Annotated in this window: 18 protein-coding genes and 1 pseudogene; 16 read left to right on the top strand and 3 right to left on the bottom strand. The window is 69.3% G+C overall.

What is annotated here, in order from left to right; all coding sequences use genetic code 11:
* Positions 1–345: 345 nt before the first annotated feature.
* The 12 genes from WS78_RS30080 to WS78_RS30015 all read left to right on the top strand — a co-directional run bounded on the left by WS78_RS30080 (position 346) and on the right by WS78_RS30015 (position 14,805).
* On the top strand, positions 346–1,578 hold the full coding sequence (locus WS78_RS30080) for a 3-methyl-2-oxobutanoate dehydrogenase (2-methylpropanoyl-transferring) subunit alpha (protein WP_038753895.1): 1,233 nt from the start codon (positions 346–348) through the stop codon (positions 1,576–1,578).
* Between the two features lie 5 nt (positions 1,579–1,583).
* Complete coding sequence (locus WS78_RS30075) at positions 1,584–2,627, top strand: alpha-ketoacid dehydrogenase subunit beta (RefSeq protein ID WP_038753892.1); 1,044 nt, start codon at positions 1,584–1,586, stop codon at positions 2,625–2,627.
* A gap of 1 nt (position 2,628) precedes the next feature.
* Positions 2,629–4,122, top strand: coding sequence for a dihydrolipoamide acetyltransferase family protein (locus WS78_RS30070; protein WP_059575693.1), 1,494 nt, complete (start codon positions 2,629–2,631; stop codon positions 4,120–4,122).
* Between the two features lie 4 nt (positions 4,123–4,126).
* Positions 4,127–5,527, top strand: a complete 1,401-nt coding sequence (gene lpdA / locus WS78_RS30065) for a dihydrolipoyl dehydrogenase (protein ID WP_059575691.1) — start codon at positions 4,127–4,129, stop codon at positions 5,525–5,527.
* A gap of 653 nt (positions 5,528–6,180) precedes the next feature.
* On the top strand, positions 6,181–7,317 hold the full coding sequence (locus WS78_RS30055) for an autoinducer binding domain-containing protein (RefSeq protein ID WP_059575686.1): 1,137 nt from the start codon (positions 6,181–6,183) through the stop codon (positions 7,315–7,317).
* A gap of 438 nt (positions 7,318–7,755) precedes the next feature.
* The gene (locus tag WS78_RS37855) at positions 7,756–8,016 is read left to right on the top strand and encodes a hypothetical protein (protein WP_059575685.1); all 261 of its coding nucleotides are present in this window, start codon (positions 7,756–7,758) and stop codon (positions 8,014–8,016) included.
* On the top strand, positions 8,016–8,696 hold the full coding sequence (locus tag WS78_RS30045) for a flavin reductase family protein (RefSeq protein ID WP_059575682.1): 681 nt from the start codon (positions 8,016–8,018) through the stop codon (positions 8,694–8,696). Before WS78_RS37855 ends, WS78_RS30045 begins: the two co-directional genes overlap by 1 nt.
* Before the next feature lie 354 nt (positions 8,697–9,050).
* A complete protein-coding gene (locus tag WS78_RS30040; protein ID WP_059575680.1) occupies positions 9,051–10,304 on the top strand; it encodes an MFS transporter in 1,254 nt (417 codons plus the stop codon).
* Positions 10,305–10,556: 252 nt separating this feature from the next.
* Positions 10,557–11,372: a 4'-phosphopantetheinyl transferase family protein gene (locus WS78_RS30030; protein ID WP_038753925.1), complete on the top strand. Its 816-nt coding sequence runs from the start codon at positions 10,557–10,559 to the stop codon at positions 11,370–11,372.
* A gap of 277 nt (positions 11,373–11,649) precedes the next feature.
* Positions 11,650–12,999, top strand: a complete 1,350-nt coding sequence (locus tag WS78_RS30025; protein WP_059575677.1) for an LLM class flavin-dependent oxidoreductase — start codon at positions 11,650–11,652, stop codon at positions 12,997–12,999.
* 119 nt (positions 13,000–13,118) lie between these two features.
* Positions 13,119–14,018, top strand: a complete 900-nt coding sequence (locus WS78_RS30020) for an NAD(P)-dependent oxidoreductase (RefSeq protein ID WP_161788703.1) — start codon at positions 13,119–13,121, stop codon at positions 14,016–14,018.
* Positions 14,019–14,319: 301 nt separating this feature from the next.
* On the top strand, positions 14,320–14,805 hold the full coding sequence (locus WS78_RS30015; protein WP_038753920.1) for a hypothetical protein: 486 nt from the start codon (positions 14,320–14,322) through the stop codon (positions 14,803–14,805).
* A gap of 106 nt (positions 14,806–14,911) precedes the next feature.
* Here the strand turns inward: WS78_RS30015 and WS78_RS30010 are convergent, their stop codons facing one another.
* Positions 14,912–15,265, bottom strand: a complete 354-nt coding sequence (locus WS78_RS30010) for a hypothetical protein (RefSeq protein WP_145986938.1) — start codon at positions 15,263–15,265, stop codon at positions 14,912–14,914.
* A gap of 692 nt (positions 15,266–15,957) precedes the next feature.
* On the opposite strand from WS78_RS30010, the gene WS78_RS30005 reads away from it, so the two are divergent.
* From WS78_RS30005 to WS78_RS37850, 3 genes and pseudogenes are all read left to right on the top strand, one after another.
* A complete protein-coding gene (locus WS78_RS30005; RefSeq protein WP_038755014.1) occupies positions 15,958–16,602 on the top strand; it encodes a hypothetical protein in 645 nt (214 codons plus the stop codon).
* A 142-nt stretch (positions 16,603–16,744) separates the two neighbouring features.
* Positions 16,745–17,662, top strand: a complete 918-nt coding sequence (locus WS78_RS30000; RefSeq protein WP_059575673.1) for a MipA/OmpV family protein — start codon at positions 16,745–16,747, stop codon at positions 17,660–17,662.
* 27 nt (positions 17,663–17,689) lie between these two features.
* Positions 17,690–17,776 (top strand): annotated as a pseudogene (locus WS78_RS37850) (DUF1328 domain-containing protein); the annotation flags it as partial.
* Positions 17,777–17,859: 83 nt separating this feature from the next.
* On the opposite strand, the gene WS78_RS29995 reads toward WS78_RS37850, so the two are convergent.
* A complete protein-coding gene (locus WS78_RS29995; RefSeq protein WP_059575671.1) occupies positions 17,860–18,237 on the bottom strand; it encodes a DUF3175 domain-containing protein in 378 nt (125 codons plus the stop codon).
* 7 nt (positions 18,238–18,244) lie between these two features.
* Complete coding sequence (locus WS78_RS29990; RefSeq protein WP_038755269.1) at positions 18,245–18,529, bottom strand: hypothetical protein; 285 nt, start codon at positions 18,527–18,529, stop codon at positions 18,245–18,247.
* Positions 18,530–18,771: 242 nt separating this feature from the next.
* Between WS78_RS29990 and WS78_RS36575 the strand changes: the two genes are divergently transcribed.
* Positions 18,772–18,921 carry a hypothetical protein gene (locus WS78_RS36575; protein WP_156437393.1) on the top strand — a complete coding sequence of 50 codons (150 nt, stop codon included), beginning with the start codon at positions 18,772–18,774 and terminating at the stop codon, positions 18,919–18,921.
* Positions 18,922–19,238: the final 317 nt, after the last annotated feature.

Below are 19,238 nucleotides of genomic sequence, written 5' to 3'. Positions count from 1 at the left end.
ACGAGAGTGGGGAGATCGGCGGGGGCGCGCGCCGATTATCGGCGCGCGAATGCGCCGCGACATCGAACGCGCATTCATCCGCAAGCATTTGCGCGTCGCACAAAATACAGCCCGGCGAACATGCCGGCGGCGCGCGCAGCAAGACGAGGCGCGGCATCGCATTCGCAGCATCCGGCCGCCGCGATCGCGCCGCCGCGAACGAGCGTGCTGAAATACGTCATAACATTCCGGCGTCCGTTTGAGAATCGGGGCGACTCCGAGTCCGAAGAGACTTTCACCACGTGCGATAACTTTGTTACGCTCTGCGGCGAAGCGTGCGACAAAATCAAACGTGGAGACAATTGAATGAGCCAGTACGGGCCATTGCGATTGCATGTGCCGGAGCCTACCGGGCGTCCGGGATGCAAGACCGATTTTTCCTATCTGCACCTGTCGTCCCCCGGCAAGGTGCGCAAACCCCCCATCGACGTCGCCCCGGCCGACACGAGCGACTTGGCCTATGGCCTCGTGCGCGTGCTCGACGACGACGGACGGGCGCTCGGGCCATGGGCGCTCGATCTCGATCCCGACATCCTGCGCCGCGGCATCCGCGCGATGCTGAAGACGCGCGTCTTCGACGCGCGCATGCAGATCGCGCAGCGCCAGAAGAAGATCTCGTTCTACATGCAGTGCCTCGGCGAGGAAGCGATCGCAGTCGCGCATACGCTCGCGCTCGAACGCGGCGACATGTGCTTCCCGACGTATCGGCAGCAAGGAATCCTGATGGTGCGCGACTATCCGCTCGTCGACATGATGTGCCAGCTGATGTCGAACGAGCGCGATCCGCTGAAGGGCCGCCAGTTGCCGGTGATGTATTCGAGCCGCGAAGCGGGCTTCTTCTCGATCTCGGGCAATCTCGCGACGCAGTTCATCCAGGCGGTCGGCTGGGCGATGGCATCGGCGATCAAGGGCGACACGCGCATCGCTTCCGCGTGGATCGGCGACGGCGCGACGGCCGAAGCCGATTTCCATACCGCGCTCACGTTCGCACACGTGTATCGCGCGCCCGTGATCCTGAACGTCGTCAACAACCAGTGGGCGATCTCGACGTTCCAGGCGATCGCGGGCGGCGAAGGCGCGACCTTCGCCGGGCGCGGCGTCGGCTGCGGCATCGCTTCGCTGCGCGTCGACGGCAACGATTTCCTCGCGGTCTACGCCGCATCCCGCTGGGCGGCCGAACGCGCGCGCCGCAACCTCGGGCCGACGCTGATCGAGTGGGTCACGTATCGCGCGGGCCCGCACTCGACGTCCGACGATCCTTCCAAGTACCGCCCCGGCGACGACTGGACGTACTTCCCGCTCGGCGATCCGCTCGAGCGCCTGAAGCGCCACATGATCGGCATCGGCGCGTGGTCCGAGCAGGAGCACGAAGACACGAAGGCAGCGCTCGAAGCGGAAGTGCTCGCCGCGCAGAAGGAAGCGGAGCGCTACGGCACGCTCGCCGACGAGCACGTGCCGAACGTCGCGAGCATTTTCGAGGACGTCTACAAGGAGATGCCCGCGCACCTGCGCCGGCAGCGCCAACAGCTCGGGGTTTGACAGCGATGACGACAGCAAGCAAAGAAGGTCCGGCGGCTTCGCCGATGACCATGATCCAGGCTTTGCGCTCGGCAATGGACGTAATGCTCGAGCGCGACGGCAACGTGGTGGTGTTCGGGCAGGACGTCGGCTACTTCGGCGGCGTGTTTCGCTGCACCGAAGGACTGCAGAACAAATACGGCAAGTCGCGCGTGTTCGACGCGCCGATCAACGAAGGCGGGATCGTCGGCGCGGCGGTGGGGATGGGCGCGTACGGGTTGCGCCCCGTCTGCGAGATCCAGTTCGCCGACTATTTCTATCCGGCGTCCGACCAGATCGTGTCGGAGGCGGCGCGGCTGCGCTACCGGTCGGCGGCCGAGTTCATCGCGCCGCTGACGATCCGCATGCCGTGCGGCGGCGGCATCTACGGCGGCCAGACGCACAGCCAGAGCCCCGAGGCGATGTTCACGCAGGTGTGCGGGCTGCGCACCGTGATGCCGTCGAATCCGTACGACGCGAAGGGCCTGCTGATCGCCTCGATCGAGAACGACGATCCGGTGATCTTCCTCGAGCCGAAGCGGCTCTACAACGGCCCGTTCGACGGCCATCATGACCGGCCGGTGACGCCCTGGAGCAAGCATCCCGCGAGCCTCGTGCCGGACGGCTACTACACGGTGCCGCTCGATTCGGCGGCGATCGTGCGCCCCGGCGGCGACGTGACGGTGCTGACCTACGGGACGACCGTGCACGTGTCGCTCGCGGCCGTCGACGAGAGCGGCGTCGACGCCGAAGTGATCGACCTGCGCAGCCTCTGGCCGCTCGATCTCGACACGATCGTCGAATCGGTGCGCAAGACGGGCCGCTGCGTCGTCGTGCACGAAGCGACGCGCACGTGCGGCTACGGCGCCGAGCTGATCTCGCTCGTTCAGGAGCACTGCTTCCATTGGCTCGAAGCGCCCGTCGAGCGCGTGACGGGCTGGGACACGCCGTATCCGCACGCGCAGGAGTGGGCGTATTTCCCGGGCCCGAACCGGGTCGGCGATGCGTTGCGGCGCGTGATGGAGAATTGATATGGGCATCCACGTCATCAAGATGCCGGATATCGGCGAAGGCATCGCGGAAGTCGAGCTCGGGCTGTGGCACGTGAAGGTCGGCGATCGCGTGACGGAAGACCAGGCGATCGCGGATGTGATGACCGACAAGGCGTCGGTCGAGATTCCGTCGCCCGTGACGGGCGTCGTCGTCGCGCTGGGCGGCAAGGAAGGCGACGTGCTCGCCGTCGGCAGCGAGCTCGTGCGGCTCGAGGTCGAGGGCGAGGGCAATCACCAGGGCGATCAGAGGAGCGGCCACGGAGACGATCGCGTCGGCGCCGCCGCGAACGGCGTTGCAAATGAAGTTGCAAGCAGCGCTTCGAATGACATCGCGCGCGGCGAAACGGCCTCGTCCTCGGCGCGGCCGGAACGCTTCGCCGACGCGGCGCATGCGCGCGCGAACGCCGCCGCGAGGGCGGCTCGCGCCGGGCGCGATGCCGACGACGCGCGCGCCGCGTCGCATCCGGACGGCGATCGGGCGGCATGGGCCGAACCCGAAGCATCGCATGACGAAGCATCGCGGCGCGCATCGCCGCCGGGCGGCGGCGTCGCGCGCGATGTCGCATCGCCGCCGCCCGCGCGCCGGCCGGGCGAGCGCCCGCTCGCGTCGCCCGCGGTGCGCAGGCGCGCGTGGGATCTCGGCGTCGAGCTGCGCTTCGTGCATGGCACGGGCGAAGCGGGGCGCATCCTGCACGAGGATCTCGACGCGTACCTGCAAGGCCGCGGCGCGGCCGCGCAGGGCGCGCGCGGCGGCCACGCGGCCTACGTCGAGCGGCACGACGAGGAGGCGGTGCCCGTGATCGGCTTGCGCCGCAAGATCGCGCAGCGGATGCAGGACGCGAAGCGTCGGATTCCTCACTTCAGCTACGTCGAGGAGATCGACGTCACCGAGCTCGAAGCGCTGCGCGCCGAGCTGAACCGCACGTACGGCGAGTCGCGCGGCCGCCTGACGGTGCTGCCGTTCCTCGCGCGCGCGATGGTGATCGCGCTGCGCGATTTCCCGCAGATCAACGCGCGCTACGACGACGAAGCCGGCGTCGTCACGCGTCACGGCGCGGTGCATCTCGGCGTCGCGACGCAGAGCAAGGCGGGCCTGATGGTGCCCGTCGTGCGCCATGCTGAGGCGCGCGATCCGTGGTCGCTCGCGGCCGAGATCGCGCGGCTCGCGGACGCGGTGCGCACGGGCCGCGCGGAGCGCGACGAGCTGTCGGGCTCGACGATCACGATCACGAGCTTGGGCGCGCTCGGCGGCATCGCGTCGACGCCCGTCATCAATTCGCCCGAGGTCGGCATCGTCGGCGTGAACCGGATCGTCGAGCGGCCGATGTTCCGCGCGGGCGCGGTGGTCGCGCGCAAGCTGATGAACCTGTCGTCGTCGTTCGATCATCGCGTGATCGACGGCATGGACGCGGCCGAGTTCATCCAGGCCGTGCGCGCGCGGCTCGAGCAACCCGCCCTTCTTTTCGTGGAATGACCCGATGACGGACAACAAGACTACGACCCTGCTCGTGATCGGCGGCGGGCCGGGCGGCTACGTCGCCGCGATCCGCGCGGGGCAGCTCGGCGTGCGCACGATTCTCGTCGAGCGCGACAGGCTCGGCGGCACGTGCCTGAACATCGGCTGCATTCCGTCGAAGGCGCTGATTCACGCGGCGGGCGAATTCGACAAGGTGCGCGGCTTCGCCGGCGATTCGCCGCTCGGCATCCGCACGGAAGCGCCCGCGATCGACATCGCGCGCACGGTTGCGTGGAAGGACGACATCGTCAAGAAGCTGACGGGCGGCGTCGGCGCGCTCTTGAAGAAGAACGGCGTCGAAGTCGTGCACGGCGACGCGCGCATCGTCGACGGCAAGACCGTCGAAGTCGACGCGTGCGGCGGCGCGCGCGTGCGCATCCAGTGCGAGCACCTGCTGCTCGCGGCGGGGTCCGAGCCCGTCGAGCTGCCGGCGATGCCGTTCGGCGGCAGCGTGATCTCGTCGACCGACGCATTGTCGCCGGGCAAGCTGCCGAAGCGGCTCGTCGTCGTCGGGGCCGGGTATATCGGGCTCGAGCTCGGCATCGCGTACCGGAAACTCGGCGTCGACGTGACCGTCGTCGAGGCGCGCGAGCGTATCCTGCCGATCTACGACGCGGAGCTGACGAAGCCCGTTGCGGCGTCGCTCAAGCGCCTTGGCGTGCGCGTGCACCTCGGCCACAAGGTGCTCGGGCTGAACGCGCGCGGCGACGCGGTGCGCGTGCAGGACGGCGAGCACGCGCAGACCGAGCTCGCCGCCGACCAGGTGCTCGTGACGGTCGGCCGCCGACCGCGCACGCAGGGCTGGGGGCTCGAGGCGCTGCAGCTCGATCGCGCGGGCGCCGCGCTGAGGATCGACGACATGTGCCGCACGTCGATGCGCAACGTGTGGGCGATCGGCGACTTGACGGGCGAGCCGATGCTCGCGCATCGCGCGATGGCGCAGGGCGAGATGGTTGCGGAGCTCGTCGCCGGCAAGCGGCGGCACTTCACGCCCGCGGCGATTGCCGCGATCTGCTTCACCGATCCCGAGATCGTGTCGGCCGGGCTCGCACCCGACGAAGCCGAGCGCGAGTTCGGCGAGTGCCTGAGCGCGTCGTTCCCGTTCGCCGCGAACGGCCGCGCGCTCACGCTCGAAAGCGCGGACGGCTTCGTGCGCGTCGTCGCGCGCCGCGACGATCATCTGATCGTCGGCTGGCAGGCGGTCGGCGTCGGCGTGTCCGAGCTCGCCGCCGCGTTCTCGCAATCGCTCGAAATGGGCGCGCGCCTCGAAGACGTCGGTGGTACGATTCACGCACACCCGACGCTCGGAGAAGCGGTGATGGAAGCCGCGCTTCGCGCGCTCGGCCACGCGTTGCACATCTGAAGCACGCAATTGCGATCGCGCACGCCGCGCGGTCGCGTCCGATATCAACGACGCCGGGACGCGTCGCGATCCCGGCCATCAGGCACAGAGGCGAGCGAGGGCGAATGGCGATCTTCAACATCCACTACGACGAAAACTAAGCGGTACGGCGACGTGCCGGACGCGTTCGCGCGTCGCGGGCTGCGCCGGCCGACGCGTTTCGTTCGCCATTCCGGCGCGCGCCGCCGGCGTGGGGCGTCGTGCCTCGCGCCGGCGGCGTGCGGCGTGAGCGAACGCAGCCTCTGCCGCGCGCTTCGCGCGCGTTTTCGCCTTCGGTGCGCCGTGTCGGCGTACCGGTTCCAGCTCCGATAACGAGGCCCGCCGGGCCCGCCGGCGTTCGACTCGCCCGCGCATCGCGCGGGCGCGCCCTCCCTTTTTCCTTTGCTCGACTCCGCTTGACGACGGCAGCGCCGCTGCCGCGCGACTGATCACCACCGATGGCCGCCGGTGGCCGTGATGCAGGAGCAGCTCTTTTCTTTCCCGACTCCGCACGACGCGTTCACGTCACCGTTCGCAATTTGACCTGCTGCCGTGAGCCGCCCGGTCGTCGTGCGCTTTGCGGCCGTCGGGCCGAACCGCCATCGCCTTCCTACCCCAACCGATGGATCGGCGCCATGGCTCGACAATCCACCTCTGTTTCGTTCGAACTTTCTTCACCCGACCTCGCGCGCACCCGTGACGGCATCGTCGACGGCAAGCGCATTTCGCTCGGCGTCCGAGGCGACGCGCTGTGCGGCTTCGTGCTCGAGCGACGCTGCAAGAGCCCCGGCGAGCCGGTATCGACGCAGCGCGTCGGCCTGCGCGACCCGGCGGCCGTCGCGGCGTTCGTCGAACACGATCCGTATGCGGCGCAGCTCGGAATCGACTACCGGGCGCTGCTCGACGTGCATCGCGGAGCCGACGCGGCGGCTCCGCACGGCGCGCACGCAGCGCACGATGTGCGACATGCGCGTGCGGCGAACGACGCGCTCGATGCATCCCGCACATCGGAGCGCACCGGCGCGGCGGCTGCGGCGGCCGCGCCGGCGACGCAGCCGGAATTCGCGGCCGAATGCGAGCACGACGGCGCGCTGCTCGCGCTGATGCGCCGCATTTGCGCGTCGTGCGGCGCGACGCAGTGCTTCTATCACTGGTTCGTCGTCGACGAAGAGACGGACGAGTTCTCGACCCACGATCTGCTGATCGGCGGCGCACCCGCATGGGCGCAGCGTTACGTGCATCAGCACTGGTATCTGAACGATCCGGCCGTCGCGCACGCGCGCGACAACACGCAGCCGCTGCGCGGCTCGACGCTCGCCGAATTGCCGCCCGATCATTGGCTGAACCATTACGCGCAGACGCAGGGGCTCGGCAGCAACGTGTTCTTTCCCGCGCACCGCCGCGACGTTTCGACGTTCGGACTGCTGCACGTCGCGACGCCGCTGCCGGCGCCGCAGGGCGAGGACATGCCATGGCGCAACCGGCGCCTGCTGCGCGGGCTCGCGAACGAGATGCTCGAATGGCGCGTCGTGCGGCGACGGCGCGAGCTTGCGCAGGAGCTGTCGCTCGCCGCGCAGGACGTGCTCGCGCTGCGGCTCGTCGCACGCGGCGGCGGCGCGCGTCATGTCGCCGAGGAACTGCGGCTCGACGAGCGCGCGGTCTATCAGCTGTTTACCGCGATCAACCGCAAGATGGACAGCAAGCACATCAAGAGCAGCGCGACGAAGGCGAAGCGATTGGGATTGCTCGCCGAAGGCTATATCTCGAAATGAGCGGAACCTCGCCCGTCATATGCCGTAAACGATCTAACGCATTACGCGGGCGTTTTCCGTTAGCCTGTATCGCATGCATCGGCCGCCAAGCGCGATGCGTCTCGGGACCAACGCCGCGCACGCGCGCGGCGCGCCGTCCGGATGCGCGGTCAAGTTTGCCGCCGTATCCATTGCTTCACGATTCAAGCTGAACGAAAGACGCAGCGCGTTCGGCGCGGGCCGTATCCGCATCCGCATCGAACGCCGAGAAACAGAAACGAGCAGGTTCGAACGAGAGGCAATCGAACGACGAGGGGCCGGAAGTCATCGACGAACGATCGCGCACACGAATGCACGGACGCGCGCGGCATCGTTCGCCCGTGCGCCCGTGCGCGATGTCGGCTGAATCGCGACGGGAACGCGCCCCGCGTCGACGCTTCGCAGCGAGGGTCCGGTCAGATGGCGACATGCACCGAATGGGCGCGGCGGTTGCGGCGGATCGTGCGCGGCGCGGGAACGCGCGCGCTGTCGGCCGCCGTGGTGGGGGCGGGCGATGCACGGTGTCGAAGCGACGCCCGCATCGCGTCCGCCGGTCCGCTGTACATCGGTGACGGCTGGTTCCTGATCGGCGGCGCGGCTTCGCGTCCGGGCGCATGCGAATTCGCGCTGTTCGACGGGCCCGTCGCGTCGACCGCCCGAAATCCGAAGGAGGAGACGTAATGGCGAACCCATGGACCCACCGCGCGGCGCGCGCCGCAACCGACGCGCACGCCGCACTCGAGCTGCCGATGCTCGAGCGGGAACGCGAGCGGCGCGACGCGCCGCGCGCCGAGCACGGCATATCGGCGCCGAGCGGATACGCGCCGGCGTCGAACGGCGCCGCATCGCGCGCGCCCGACGCGCTGACGCAGCATTTCAAGGCCGCGATGCGCCGATTGACGTCGGCGGTGTCGATCGTCGCGACGCGCGACGCGTGCGCGCGCTTCGGAATGGCGGCGACCGCGGTGAGCGCGGTCAGCACCGATCCGCCCGCGATCCTCGTGTGCATCAATCGCGCGGCGACGCTGCATGCGCCGCTGATGCGCACGCGCCGCTTCTCGTTGAATCTGCTGCACGAACGGCAGCTCGACCTGATCGCGCCGTTCAGCGGCAAGCTCGATCACGACGCGCGCTTCGCGCACGGCGAATGGCGCGACGCGCACGGCGTGCCGATGCTCGCCGGCGCGCAGGCGACGCTGCTGTGCGAGGTCGACGGCGATTTCGGCTACGGCAGCCACACGATCGTGATCGGCCGGGTCGATTCGGTGTGGGTCGCCGGGCCCGTCGCGCCGCTGTTGTGGCAGGACGGCGGACCATGCGCGGCACGCGCCCTGACCCCAATCGCGCACGATGCGCAATGACACGACGCCGACGGCGGATTTCCTGCACAAATGCGAAACGCTCATATAGACTGCAAAGCGAATCATCCGATGGTTCCCTGGCCGCCGCGCGGCGCGTCGATGCGCGCCGGATTGTTGCGCTGCCAAGTCTTCGATCGCTCCGAGGCTCGCGCGCGGTGCGAGCGCAAGCGAGATCGTCGCGTGCAACCGAGGGCCGGCGACAAACCGCTTGCCGCACGACGCGCCACCGCGTTCGCGAGTACGCGCACTTGTCCGCGCCGCGTGACCGAGGGTGCGACGCCGTATCGACATAAAACGAATCGCGTTGCCCGCGACGCGCGCGCGCCGTGGGCAGCCGCCATAACAGGAGCGGACATGTTTGCACCCGAAACGCATCGACGCGACGGTTCCCCACGCATTTTCAATCCCGCGATGATCGCCGTGCTCGCCGGCGCGCTCATCATGAGCGCCGCGATGGGCGTGCGGCAGACCTTCGGCCTCTTCATCGGGCCGTTCTCGTTCGACCACGGCTTGCCCGTCACGACGATCGCATTCGCGATCGCGTTGCACAATCTCGTCTGGGGCGTTGCGCAGCCGTTCGCCGGCGCGGCCGCCGACCGCTACGGCGCCGGGCCGCTCGTCGCGATCGGCGCGCTCGTGTTCGCGCTCGGCCTCGCGATCGCGGCGGTCGTGCCGTCGGGCACGATGCTCGTGCTCGGGATGGGCGTGCTCGTCGGCATCGGCATCAGCTGCACGAGCTTCGGCGTCGTGCTGACGGCGGTCGGCCGCGGCGCGCCGCCCGAGAAGCGCAGCATGGCGATGGGCATCGCGAGCGCGGGCGGCTCGCTCGGCCAGGTCGCGCTCGTGCCGGTCGCGCAGTGGTTCACGACGCATTCGGGGACGATGGCGTCGCTCCTCGTGCTCGCCGGCTGCCTGATCGCGATCGCGCCGTTCGGCGTGCTGCTCGACCGCAACGCGGGCGCGGGCCACGCGAGCGCGCACGAAGCGGCGGCCGTGTCGCTGAAGGACGCGCTGTCGCACGCGGTGCGGCATCGCGGCTATTGTCTGCTGACGGTCGGCTTCTTTACGTGCGGGTTCCAGCTCGCTTTCATCGCGACCCATCTGCCGAACTATCTTCTGCTATGTCACATGCCGGTCGGGCTCGGCGCGACGGCGCTCGCGCTGATCGGTCTGTTCAACATGGCGGGCAGCTGGGCGTGCGGCTGGCTCGGCGGGCGCTACCGGCAGCATCACGTGCTCGGCTGGCTGTACCTGATTCGCGGCGCGACGATCGCGGTGTTCTTCCTCGCGCCGAAGACGGATGCGTCGGTCGTCGTCTTCGCGGCGATCATGGGGCTGACGTGGCTCGGCACCGTGCCGCTGACGAGCGGGCTCGTCGCGAAGGTGTTCGGCACGCGGCATCTGGGCACGCTGTTCGGCGTCTGCTTCCTGAGCCATCAGATCGGGTCGTTCCTCGGCTCGTGGCTCGGCGGCTACGTGTTCGACGTGACGGGGTCGTATTCGCTGATCTGGGGCGCGACGGCGCTCGCGGGGCTGTTCGCGGCGCTGCTGCATTTCCCGATCGATGACGCGCCCGCGCATGGCGGCGCGGCGCTCGCGCGGGCGTGACCGGCATGCGCCGGGCCGCGGCGCACGTGAGCGCCGCCGCAGTCGTGCGACGATGCCTTCGCGCCTTGCGCACGACGGACAGCGCCCGCGCGCTCGACGTGAACGCCCGGCACGCATGCGTGACGATGCGGTGCGTACACGCGGCGGCGCGGATGCAATCGCGATCGAAAACGCGAGTGCGAACCTGAAAACGTGAATGTGGACGCGAGTGCGCGCGCGAACGGCGCACTCGCGCACGATACGGCAACCCGAATGACAAACGCTTCGACGACCGACCCGACGATGAACGCACCGACCGCACTGCCGCTCGGCGAACGCGACGCGCACGTGTGGTACGCGCGCACCGCCGCATGCGATGCGCCCGCGCTGCGCGAACGGTATCGCGCGCTGCTGAGCGCCGCCGAGCACGAGCGCCTCGAGCGCTTCGCGTTCGATCACCTGAAGCTCGAGTACCTGGTGACGCGCGCGTTGTGCCGCACCGTGCTGTCCGCGTACGTCAATGACGTCTCGCCCGCGCAATGGCGGTTTCGCGCGAACGCGCACGGCCGGCCGGAGATCGACGCGGGCGATGCGCGGCCGCCGCTGCGCTTCAACTTGTCGAACGCGCGCAGCGTCGTCGCATGCGTCGTCACGCGGGCGGCCGATGCGGGAATCGACGTCGAGGAGGTGGCGCGCAGCAACGATCTCGACGGCATCGCCGCGTCGCATTTCTCGGCGAGCGAGCGCGCGGCGTTCTTCGCGCTGCCGCCCGAGCGGCGGCGCGAGCGCTTCTTCGAGCTGTGGACCCTGAAGGAGGCGTACATCAAGGCGCGCGGCGTCGGGTTGTCGATCGATCTCGGTCAGTTCTCGTTCGCGCTGCCCGCGCAGCCGATCCGCATCGCGTTCGATCGGCATGTCGACGACGACGCGAGCCATTGGCAATTCGCGCTGCTCGGCATCGGCGCGGAGCATCGGATGGCGCTCGGGATTCGCGACGCGCACGCGGCGGCGCGACCGTTCGACGTCCGGATGCGCGAAATCGTGCCGGACCCGGCGGCGAGCCTGCACGGCGAAGCCGCGATCGGCTGAGCGCGCCGAAGCGCCGATGTGCTGAAAGCGCTTGACGAAGCGCCGGCCGCACCGCAAGCGGAGCGGTCCTGCCGATTTATTTAGCATCGCGAACTGATGGGCGACGTTCGCCCGATGTTCGAGACAGGCGCTGCCGCGTGACGAAGTCCGGGTTCGGCGGACGGCGGCGCCGCGAGGCCGCGCGACGTCGCACGCGGCCTTCCCGGGCGCGCGGCCCGGCGGCATCTGCGCCGCGGCGTTCGCGCGCGCTGTTTGAACGTTTCGATAGAGCCTTCCCATGACCAGAAAACACATCCATTTCGGCGTCCTGATTCAAGGGGCAGGGGCGAACATGAACGCATGGAAGCATCCGAGCGTGCCCCCGGACGCAAGCATCAATTTCGACTTCTACGTGGATCGAGCGCGCCGTGCGGAGGCGGCCGGCATCGCGTTCGCGTTCATCGCGGATTCGGCGTACGTGACGCCGAAGTCGGCGCCGCATTTCCTTAATCGCCTCGAGCCGATCTCGCTGCTGTCCGCGCTCGCGGCCGTCACGTCGAAGATCGGTCTCGTCGGCACGGTGTCGTCGTCGTACAGCGAGCCGTACACGGTCGCGCGGCAGTTCGCGTCGCTCGATCTGATCAGCGGCGGGCGCGCCGGCTGGAACGTCGTCACGTCGTCGATCGAGGGCACCGGGAAGAACTACGGCCGCCCGCACCCGGATCATGCACAGCGCTATGCGATCGCCGAAGAGCATCTCGACGTGGTTCAGGGCCTGTGGGACAGCTGGGACGACGACGCGCTCGTCCGCGATCGCGCCGCCGGCCGCTTCTTCGATCCGGACAAGCTGCACCGTCTCGATCATCGCGGCCGCTTCTTCTGCGTCGAGGGGCCGCTCAACATCCGTCGCTCGCCGCAGGGGCAGCCGGTGATCTTCCAGGCCGGCTCGTCGGACGACGGGATCGATTTCGCGGGCCGCTGCGCGGACGCGGTGTTCTCGAACGGCGGTACGTTCGACGACGCGCGCGTCTTCTATCGCCGCGTGAAGGCGGCGGCCGCCGCCGCGGGCCGCGATCCCGATCACGTGAAGGTGTTTCCGGGCATCGGCCCGATCGTCGGCGCGACGCAGGACGAGGCCGACGACAAGTACCGGCAGGTGCGCGACCTGCTGTCCCCGCGCGAGGCGCTCGCGTATCTCGGTCACTTCTTCCAGCAGCACGACTTCAGCGCCTATCCGCTCGACGGCCCGTTTCCGGACATCGGCAATCTCGGCAGCGACGGGTTCCAGTCGACCACCGACAACATCAAGCGCCTTGCGCGCGAGCGCAAGCTGACGTTGCGCGAGGTCGCATACGAAGTGGCGACGCGGCGCTCGAACATCGGCACGTCCGAGGCGTTCATCGGCACGGCGGAGAAGGTCGCCGACGAGATGATCCGCTGGGTCGACGAGGGCGCGGCGGACGGCTTCATGCTCGGCCTGCCGGTGACGGGCTTCGGGCTCGACGATTTCGTCGACCGCGTGCTGCCCGAGCTGACCGCGCGCGGCTACTTCGATCCGGTGCTGCGCGGCGCGACGCTGCGCGACCATCTCGGTCTGCCCTACAAGGAGAGCCGCTACGCGCATGACGCACAGGTTGCGGCAATTTAGCTAAACTGGCCGGCGGCGCGGCGTGCAACCCGCCGCCAGCCAGGGCGCCCGGCCGGCGCCAGCGCACCGGTCGCCCGCAACCTATCCGATGCGCCGCCGCCACGAGCGGCGGCGAAATCATGGAGACGCTCATGAAAGTAGGATTCATCGGCATCGGCGTGATGGGGCAGCCGATGGCGCTCAATCTCGCGCGCGCCGGCACCGAGCTCGTCGTGTGGAACCGCACGCCCGAGCGCTGCGAACCGTTGCGCGCGGCCGGCGCGCAGGTCGCCGAATCGGCGGCCGACGTCTATCGACACGCGCACGTCGTGATCCTGATGATGGCGACCGACGCCGCGCTCGACGCGGTGCTCGGCCGCGGCACGCCCGCGTTCGCGGGCAACGTCGCGCAGCACACGATCGTCCATATGGGGACGGTGTCCGCCGAATATTCGCGCGGCCTCGAAGCCGATATTCGCGCGGCGGGCGGCCGCTATGTCGAGGCGCCGGTGTCGGGCTCGCGCAAGCCGGCCGAGGCCGGGCAGCTCGTCGCGATGCTGGCGGGCGATCCGGCGGCCGTCGACGAAGTGCGTTCGCTGCTCGCGCCGATGTGCCGCGAGATCGTCGTGACGGGACCGGTGCCGACCGGCCTGCTGATGAAGCTCGCGGTCAACACGTTCCTGATCTCGATGGTGACGGGGCTCGCCGAGGCCGCGCACGCGGCGCGCGGCTTCGGGCTCGACATGAAGCAGTTCCAGGCGGTGCTCGACGCGGGGCCGATGGCGAGCAGCGTGTCGCGCGTGAAGATCGACAAGCTCGTCAACGAAGACTTCGAAGTTCAGGCGTCGATTACCGACGTGTTCAAGAACAGCCGGCTCGCGACCGAGGCCGCGCACGCCGCGCATCTTGCGTCGCCGCTGCTCGACGTCTGCCGCGATCTGTATCGCGAGACCGAGGCGCTCGGGCACGGGCAGGCGGACATGGCGGCCGTCGTGCGCGCGATCGAGGCGCGCAGCGCGGCGCGCAACGCGGGCGGCTGACGAGCGCGCGCGTGCATCGAATGGGCCGCGACGTGCGCCGCATGTTTGCAATGGCTTGCCGCTCTCGACGCGAGGATCGTGCGCGCGAACGGTGGATCGTCGCGGCCGTTCGCGATCGGCGCGCCGCGCGCCGTTTGCATTTGCGCGCGAGCTCGCAGGCGCGCGCTCGCGCGCGAACGGCGTGCGGCGCGCGTGAAACGGATCGATCGGCGAGCCCGCCGACGCGTCGATCGGCTCGCCGGCACGCGATCGAAGCGGCGCAGGCGCGTTGCGCCGCGTCGATTGGCGACGGATGCCGCGCATGACGAACTTGCATCCGAACGGCCCGCCGGTCGCATTGACGGTCGCCTCGGCGGCGGACCGGCCGCTCGTCCGATCGATGTTGCATCGCTATCTGGCGGAACTCGGTCAGCATGACGAAGTGAGTTTCGACTATCCCTATTTCGATCTTTACTGGCAGCCCGGCGAAGCGCGCTGGCCCTATCTGCTCGACGTGGGAACGGCGCGCATCGGCTTCGCGTTCGTGCGCGCGCACGACGAACCCGAGGTCGACCATTCGATTGCCGAGTTCTTCATCCTGCCGCACGCGCGCGGCCACGGCTGCGGCGCCGCGGCGGCTTGCGCGCTGTGGCGCGCGCATCCGGGGCGCTGGGAAGTGAGCGTGATGCGCGGGAACGCGCCCGCGCAGCGTTTCTGGCCGCGCGCGATCGCCGCAGTCGGCGCGGCCGATGTCGTGTGGCTCGAAAGAAACGGCGGCACCGTCTTTCGTTTCGACCTGACCGCTTGATCTCGGATCGGATCGTTTGCATGCCGAAGCGTTTCTCGGCGGCGCATCGCCCACATGGCGCTTTCGTTCAAAAGCATCCGGCGAGACGATGCGCGCCGCGCCCACGCTAACGCGGTGCTTCGGTCTCGCGCACGCGCATCGGCGTAAGCCGGTTGTGCAGCGGCTCGAGGCCGATGCCGAGCGCCTTGGCGATGCGCGGCTTGTCGCCGTTGAAGTATTCGAGCGACGCGGCAATGAAGCGCTGCCGTGAGCGCGCGAGCGTCGCGCCGAGCGGCGGCGGCAGCGCGTCGCGGCGCACGTCGCCGTGACGCGGCGTGCGCCGCGACGGCGCCGCCTCGATCTGATCGTCGGCGAGGGTGAACGCGTGCCCGATCGCGTTGCGCGGCTTGCGCGCCGGCGTGCGGTGCGTGCGCGATGTCGAGACCGGCCGCGGCGCGCGCGCCTTCTCTTCGGCCGGCATCGCGGAAATCCGTTCGCCGTGGCCGAGCGTGCGATCGTTGATCCATCCGGCCGACACTTTCGTTACAGCGCATTGGTAAAAAAATGCGCGACGCAGCCGTCATCGCGCAACGAGCGGGCGCGCGAAGGGCCGCTCCGCGGTCGAACTTCAGGTTCTCGCGCGTGTGCATGGAGCAGCGAGCCGCGCGGGGCCGCGTGAGCGGCACGGCCGCTTGCGCGGCGCGCGGCGGACGGACGGGCCAACGGACGGACGGGCCAACGGACGGACGGGCCAACGGACGGACGGGCCAACGGACGGACGGGCCAACGGACGGACGGGCCAACGGACGGACGGGCCAACGGACGAACGGGCGGACGGACGAACGGACGAACGGACGAACCAACGGACCAACGGACCAACGGACCAACGGACCAACGGACCAACGGACCAACGGACGAACGGACGAACGGGCCAACGGGCCAACGGGCGAACGAACGGCCGGGCCGGGCCGTCCGCGGCCGCGAATGAGGGCGGCGACGAACGATTTGGCGTGCGACGGAGCGGTTGTCGCGGCAGGCAGCATTTCGTGCGCCGATCTTGACAAAAGTACACAGATCTTTTCCAAAATCGACACAGCCGAATGTAACGAAAAGTAATAATTCCGCGGCTCCCACCCGCGCCGACCGATGATCGGCTGAATGCGTTCAGTCCCGATGCAACACGAATCCGCAGCAAACTCCCCGATTCTGACCGTGCCGATCAGCTTGGCGCTGCGTCCCGTCATCGACGAAGTCGTCCATCGAAGCGTGTCGGAGGCGACGACCAAGAACGGCTACATGCGCTGCGCCGATTACGCGATCGTCGGCGCGCGCGTGCTGACCATGCTGACCGGCACGCGGTATCGGCCCGTCGCGGGCGGCGAGGTCATGGATTTCGGCGACGACACACTCTTCGTGCTCTGCTCGACGCGCGAGCGGCGCCGCGCCGCGAAGCATCTGTCGCAGCTCGCGCGCTATCACTGCTGGATCGAGGCGCGCCACACCGATGCCGCCGGGCTCGCGCGAACGGAGGTCATCGACTTCACGATGCGCCACGACGAAATTGTCGCGAGCATGGTCGGCATGTCGTTCTCGCGTTCGCATCAGGCGTATTTCTGGGGATGGGACGACGAGCACACGGTGCCGGCCGAATTGCGGGATCATCCGGCTTTCGCGAAGCAGGGGCCATACTGGCGCTGGGCGGAACGCGAATGCACGACGCTGCTGCGCGCGTACGAGCGTGAGCGCCCGGGCTACTTCGGGCGTCAGGTCGCGCGCGCGCTGAATCTGTTCGCGGATCGCGTCGAGCGCGAGGCTTGAGCTGACGCGCCGGCGTGCGCTCGAGGCGCCGGTGGCGCCGGTGGCGTCGGGGCGCGCGATGTGCTGCAATCGCGTGCCGGCAAAGGTTGGTTCGCGCGCGGGTTCGCCGCGGCGACAACAATCCGAACAACGAGGACAGCACATGGCCGACGCACGAGCCGTTCCAATCCGGGGAGCCGTCGCACCGCGCCGCGCGCCGGCGCGACGGCGCATCGATCGCATCGATCGCGCCGTGCGCGGCATCGTCTGCATCGCGTGCGCGGCGGCGGCCGTTTCGGCGCGCGCGCAGACGCCGTCGCCGGCCGCCGAGTGGCAGTATTCGGCCGGCGTGCCGCTCGACAAGCTTTTCGATCCGCAGCAGCCGGCATGGCAGATCGCGGTCGGCGCGGCCGCGACGCTGCAGCCGCGCTACGACGGCTCGAACCAGTATCGTCCGATGGCCGGGCCGACCCTCGACGTCCGCTATCGCGACCTGTGGTTCGTGTCGACGGGCGAGGGGATCGGCGTCAACGTGCTGCGCGGGCCGAACTGGCGCGCGACGATCTCCGTGGGCTACGACTTCGGCCGCCGCGAGGCCGACGACCGCGGTCATCTGACGGGCGTCGGCAACGTCAATCCGGCGGCGGTGATCAAGCTGTCGGCCGATTACGTGATCTCGCGCGATTTCCCGCTCGTGCTGCGCGCGGACGTTCGCCGCAGCGTCGGCGGCGCGAACGGGTGGGTCGCCGATCTCGCCGCGTACATGCCGCTGCCCGGCAGCTCGGAAACGTTCTACTGGTTCGCGGGGCCGACCGTCACGTTCGCCGATTCGCGCTACATGAACAGCTGGTTCGGCGTGAACGACGCGCAGGCGGCGCGCTCCGGCTATTCGCGCTATGCGCCGAGCGCGGGTGTGAAGTCGGTCGGCGGCGGCGTGACGCTCGTCTGGTTCGTCACGAAGCACTGGTTCGTGACGGCCGACGGCGCGGTCGAACAACTCGTCGGCAGCGCCGCGCGCAGTCCGCTCACGCAGCGCTCGACGGATTCGGCCGTCGACGTGTCGATCAATTACCAGTTTTAGCGGGGTGGCGCGTCGCCGCCGGTGGGCGGCGCGGCGGAGATCGCGAAGATCCTGCTCTATGCGTTCGCCGTGATCTTTCACGTCGTGCTCGCGCTGGGCATCGCACGACGATGACGGCCGCGAGCGGGAAAGCGCGCTCGGTGCAACGCCGGCCGGCCGTCCGCAACGGCCGATCGGCGCTCGTCTCGGCGGATGCGTCAGGGCTTGCGGCCGAACGCCTCGCGCAATTTTTTCTTCGCGAGCTCGAGCGTTTCCCGGCGCGCCTTCGGAAGGTTTCGGCCGGCGCGGTTCACGTAGAAATTGAGCATCGACATCGCCGATTGAAACGGATTGGCCTTGCGCCGCGTGCTGTCGAGCGCGGAGCGTTTCAGCGATTGCGCGATCGCTTCGGGGTCGTCGGACTTGAAGATGTCGGGTTCGAGATCGAGCGCGTTGCTGTGCCGCATCACGTCGTTCGACCAGTCACGGCCGGATTTTTCCTGCGCGGTGCGGGCGCGCTTGCGGCCGGACGCGGGCGGACGGGGCGCGGTCTTGCGCGGGGCGCTTTTGCGGGCGGGCGTCTTGCCGGTAGCCATCGCGCGCTCACAGCTTGATGCCGCCCGCCTCGGGCGCGTTCGACGAGCCGGGCTCGACGTCGCCGGCGCCGAACCGCTCGGGACGCCGAGGCTCGAACGGCGGCCGCCGCGTGCGCGACGCCTGCGGCGCATGCATGTGCGCGGCGTGCGGACGGCCCGCATGCGCGCGGCGCGACGGACAGGCGCGGCACGCCGCGCGCGCGCCGACGCGCGAACCGGCCAAGCCTTCGGAACGCGGCCGCCGGCCGGCGGCGCGCGAGAACAGCAGGGCGATCGTTTCGAATATCCGCATCGCGTGCTCCTGACGGGCGGCGAGCATGCGCGAGATGCGCGAGATGCGCGAGATGCGCGAGTCTCGGCTCGCGCGCCGCGCGCTCGCCGCGTTGGCGTTCGGCCGGCCACGAGGCGGCCGGCCGTGAATCGAGAATGCAGGCAACGGATGTTCCGACGCGCGAGGCGCACGTGCGTCGCGACGAACGGCGGCGATGTCCATCGTCGCATATATCGCATATAAATTCTTCCGCGCGCAGATGAATGAGCGAAATCGGGCGCGCCCGCGCGGTGATGGTCGAGGGAACGGTCACGCTCGGCTTGCGCTGTGCGCGCTTGCGGGACGATGCGGCGTTGGGGCGCACGGCGCGCATCGTTTCATTTCAGGAAACGGTGCGGCGGATATGTTTTTAATGCTTCGGGCGCGACGGCTAATGTGCACACATTGCGTGCGTCGGCGCGAGATCGAGCGGCGATCGCGGTTCGGCTGGATATCGGGCATCGCCGGCTTCGAGCGAGTCGGCCGCGCTGTCGAGCGCCGTCCGCGAATGCATGCCGCCGCTCGACGTTCGCATATGCCGGCGCGTTGAGAAAAACGACGCTTCGCGATCGGCAAGCCCGACGATCGCATCTGCGCGTTGCAGCCCGAACGTTCGTGCGCCCGATCGCGGGGCCGCTTCGGCGTGCGGATTCGTTCGGAGAACCGATCGAGCGGAGCGTTTTCGATTGCC

Source organism: Burkholderia savannae (assembly GCF_001524445.2).
GTDB lineage: Bacteria > Pseudomonadota > Gammaproteobacteria > Burkholderiales > Burkholderiaceae > Burkholderia > Burkholderia savannae.
This window is presented reverse-complemented; position numbering and strand designations above follow the sequence as displayed.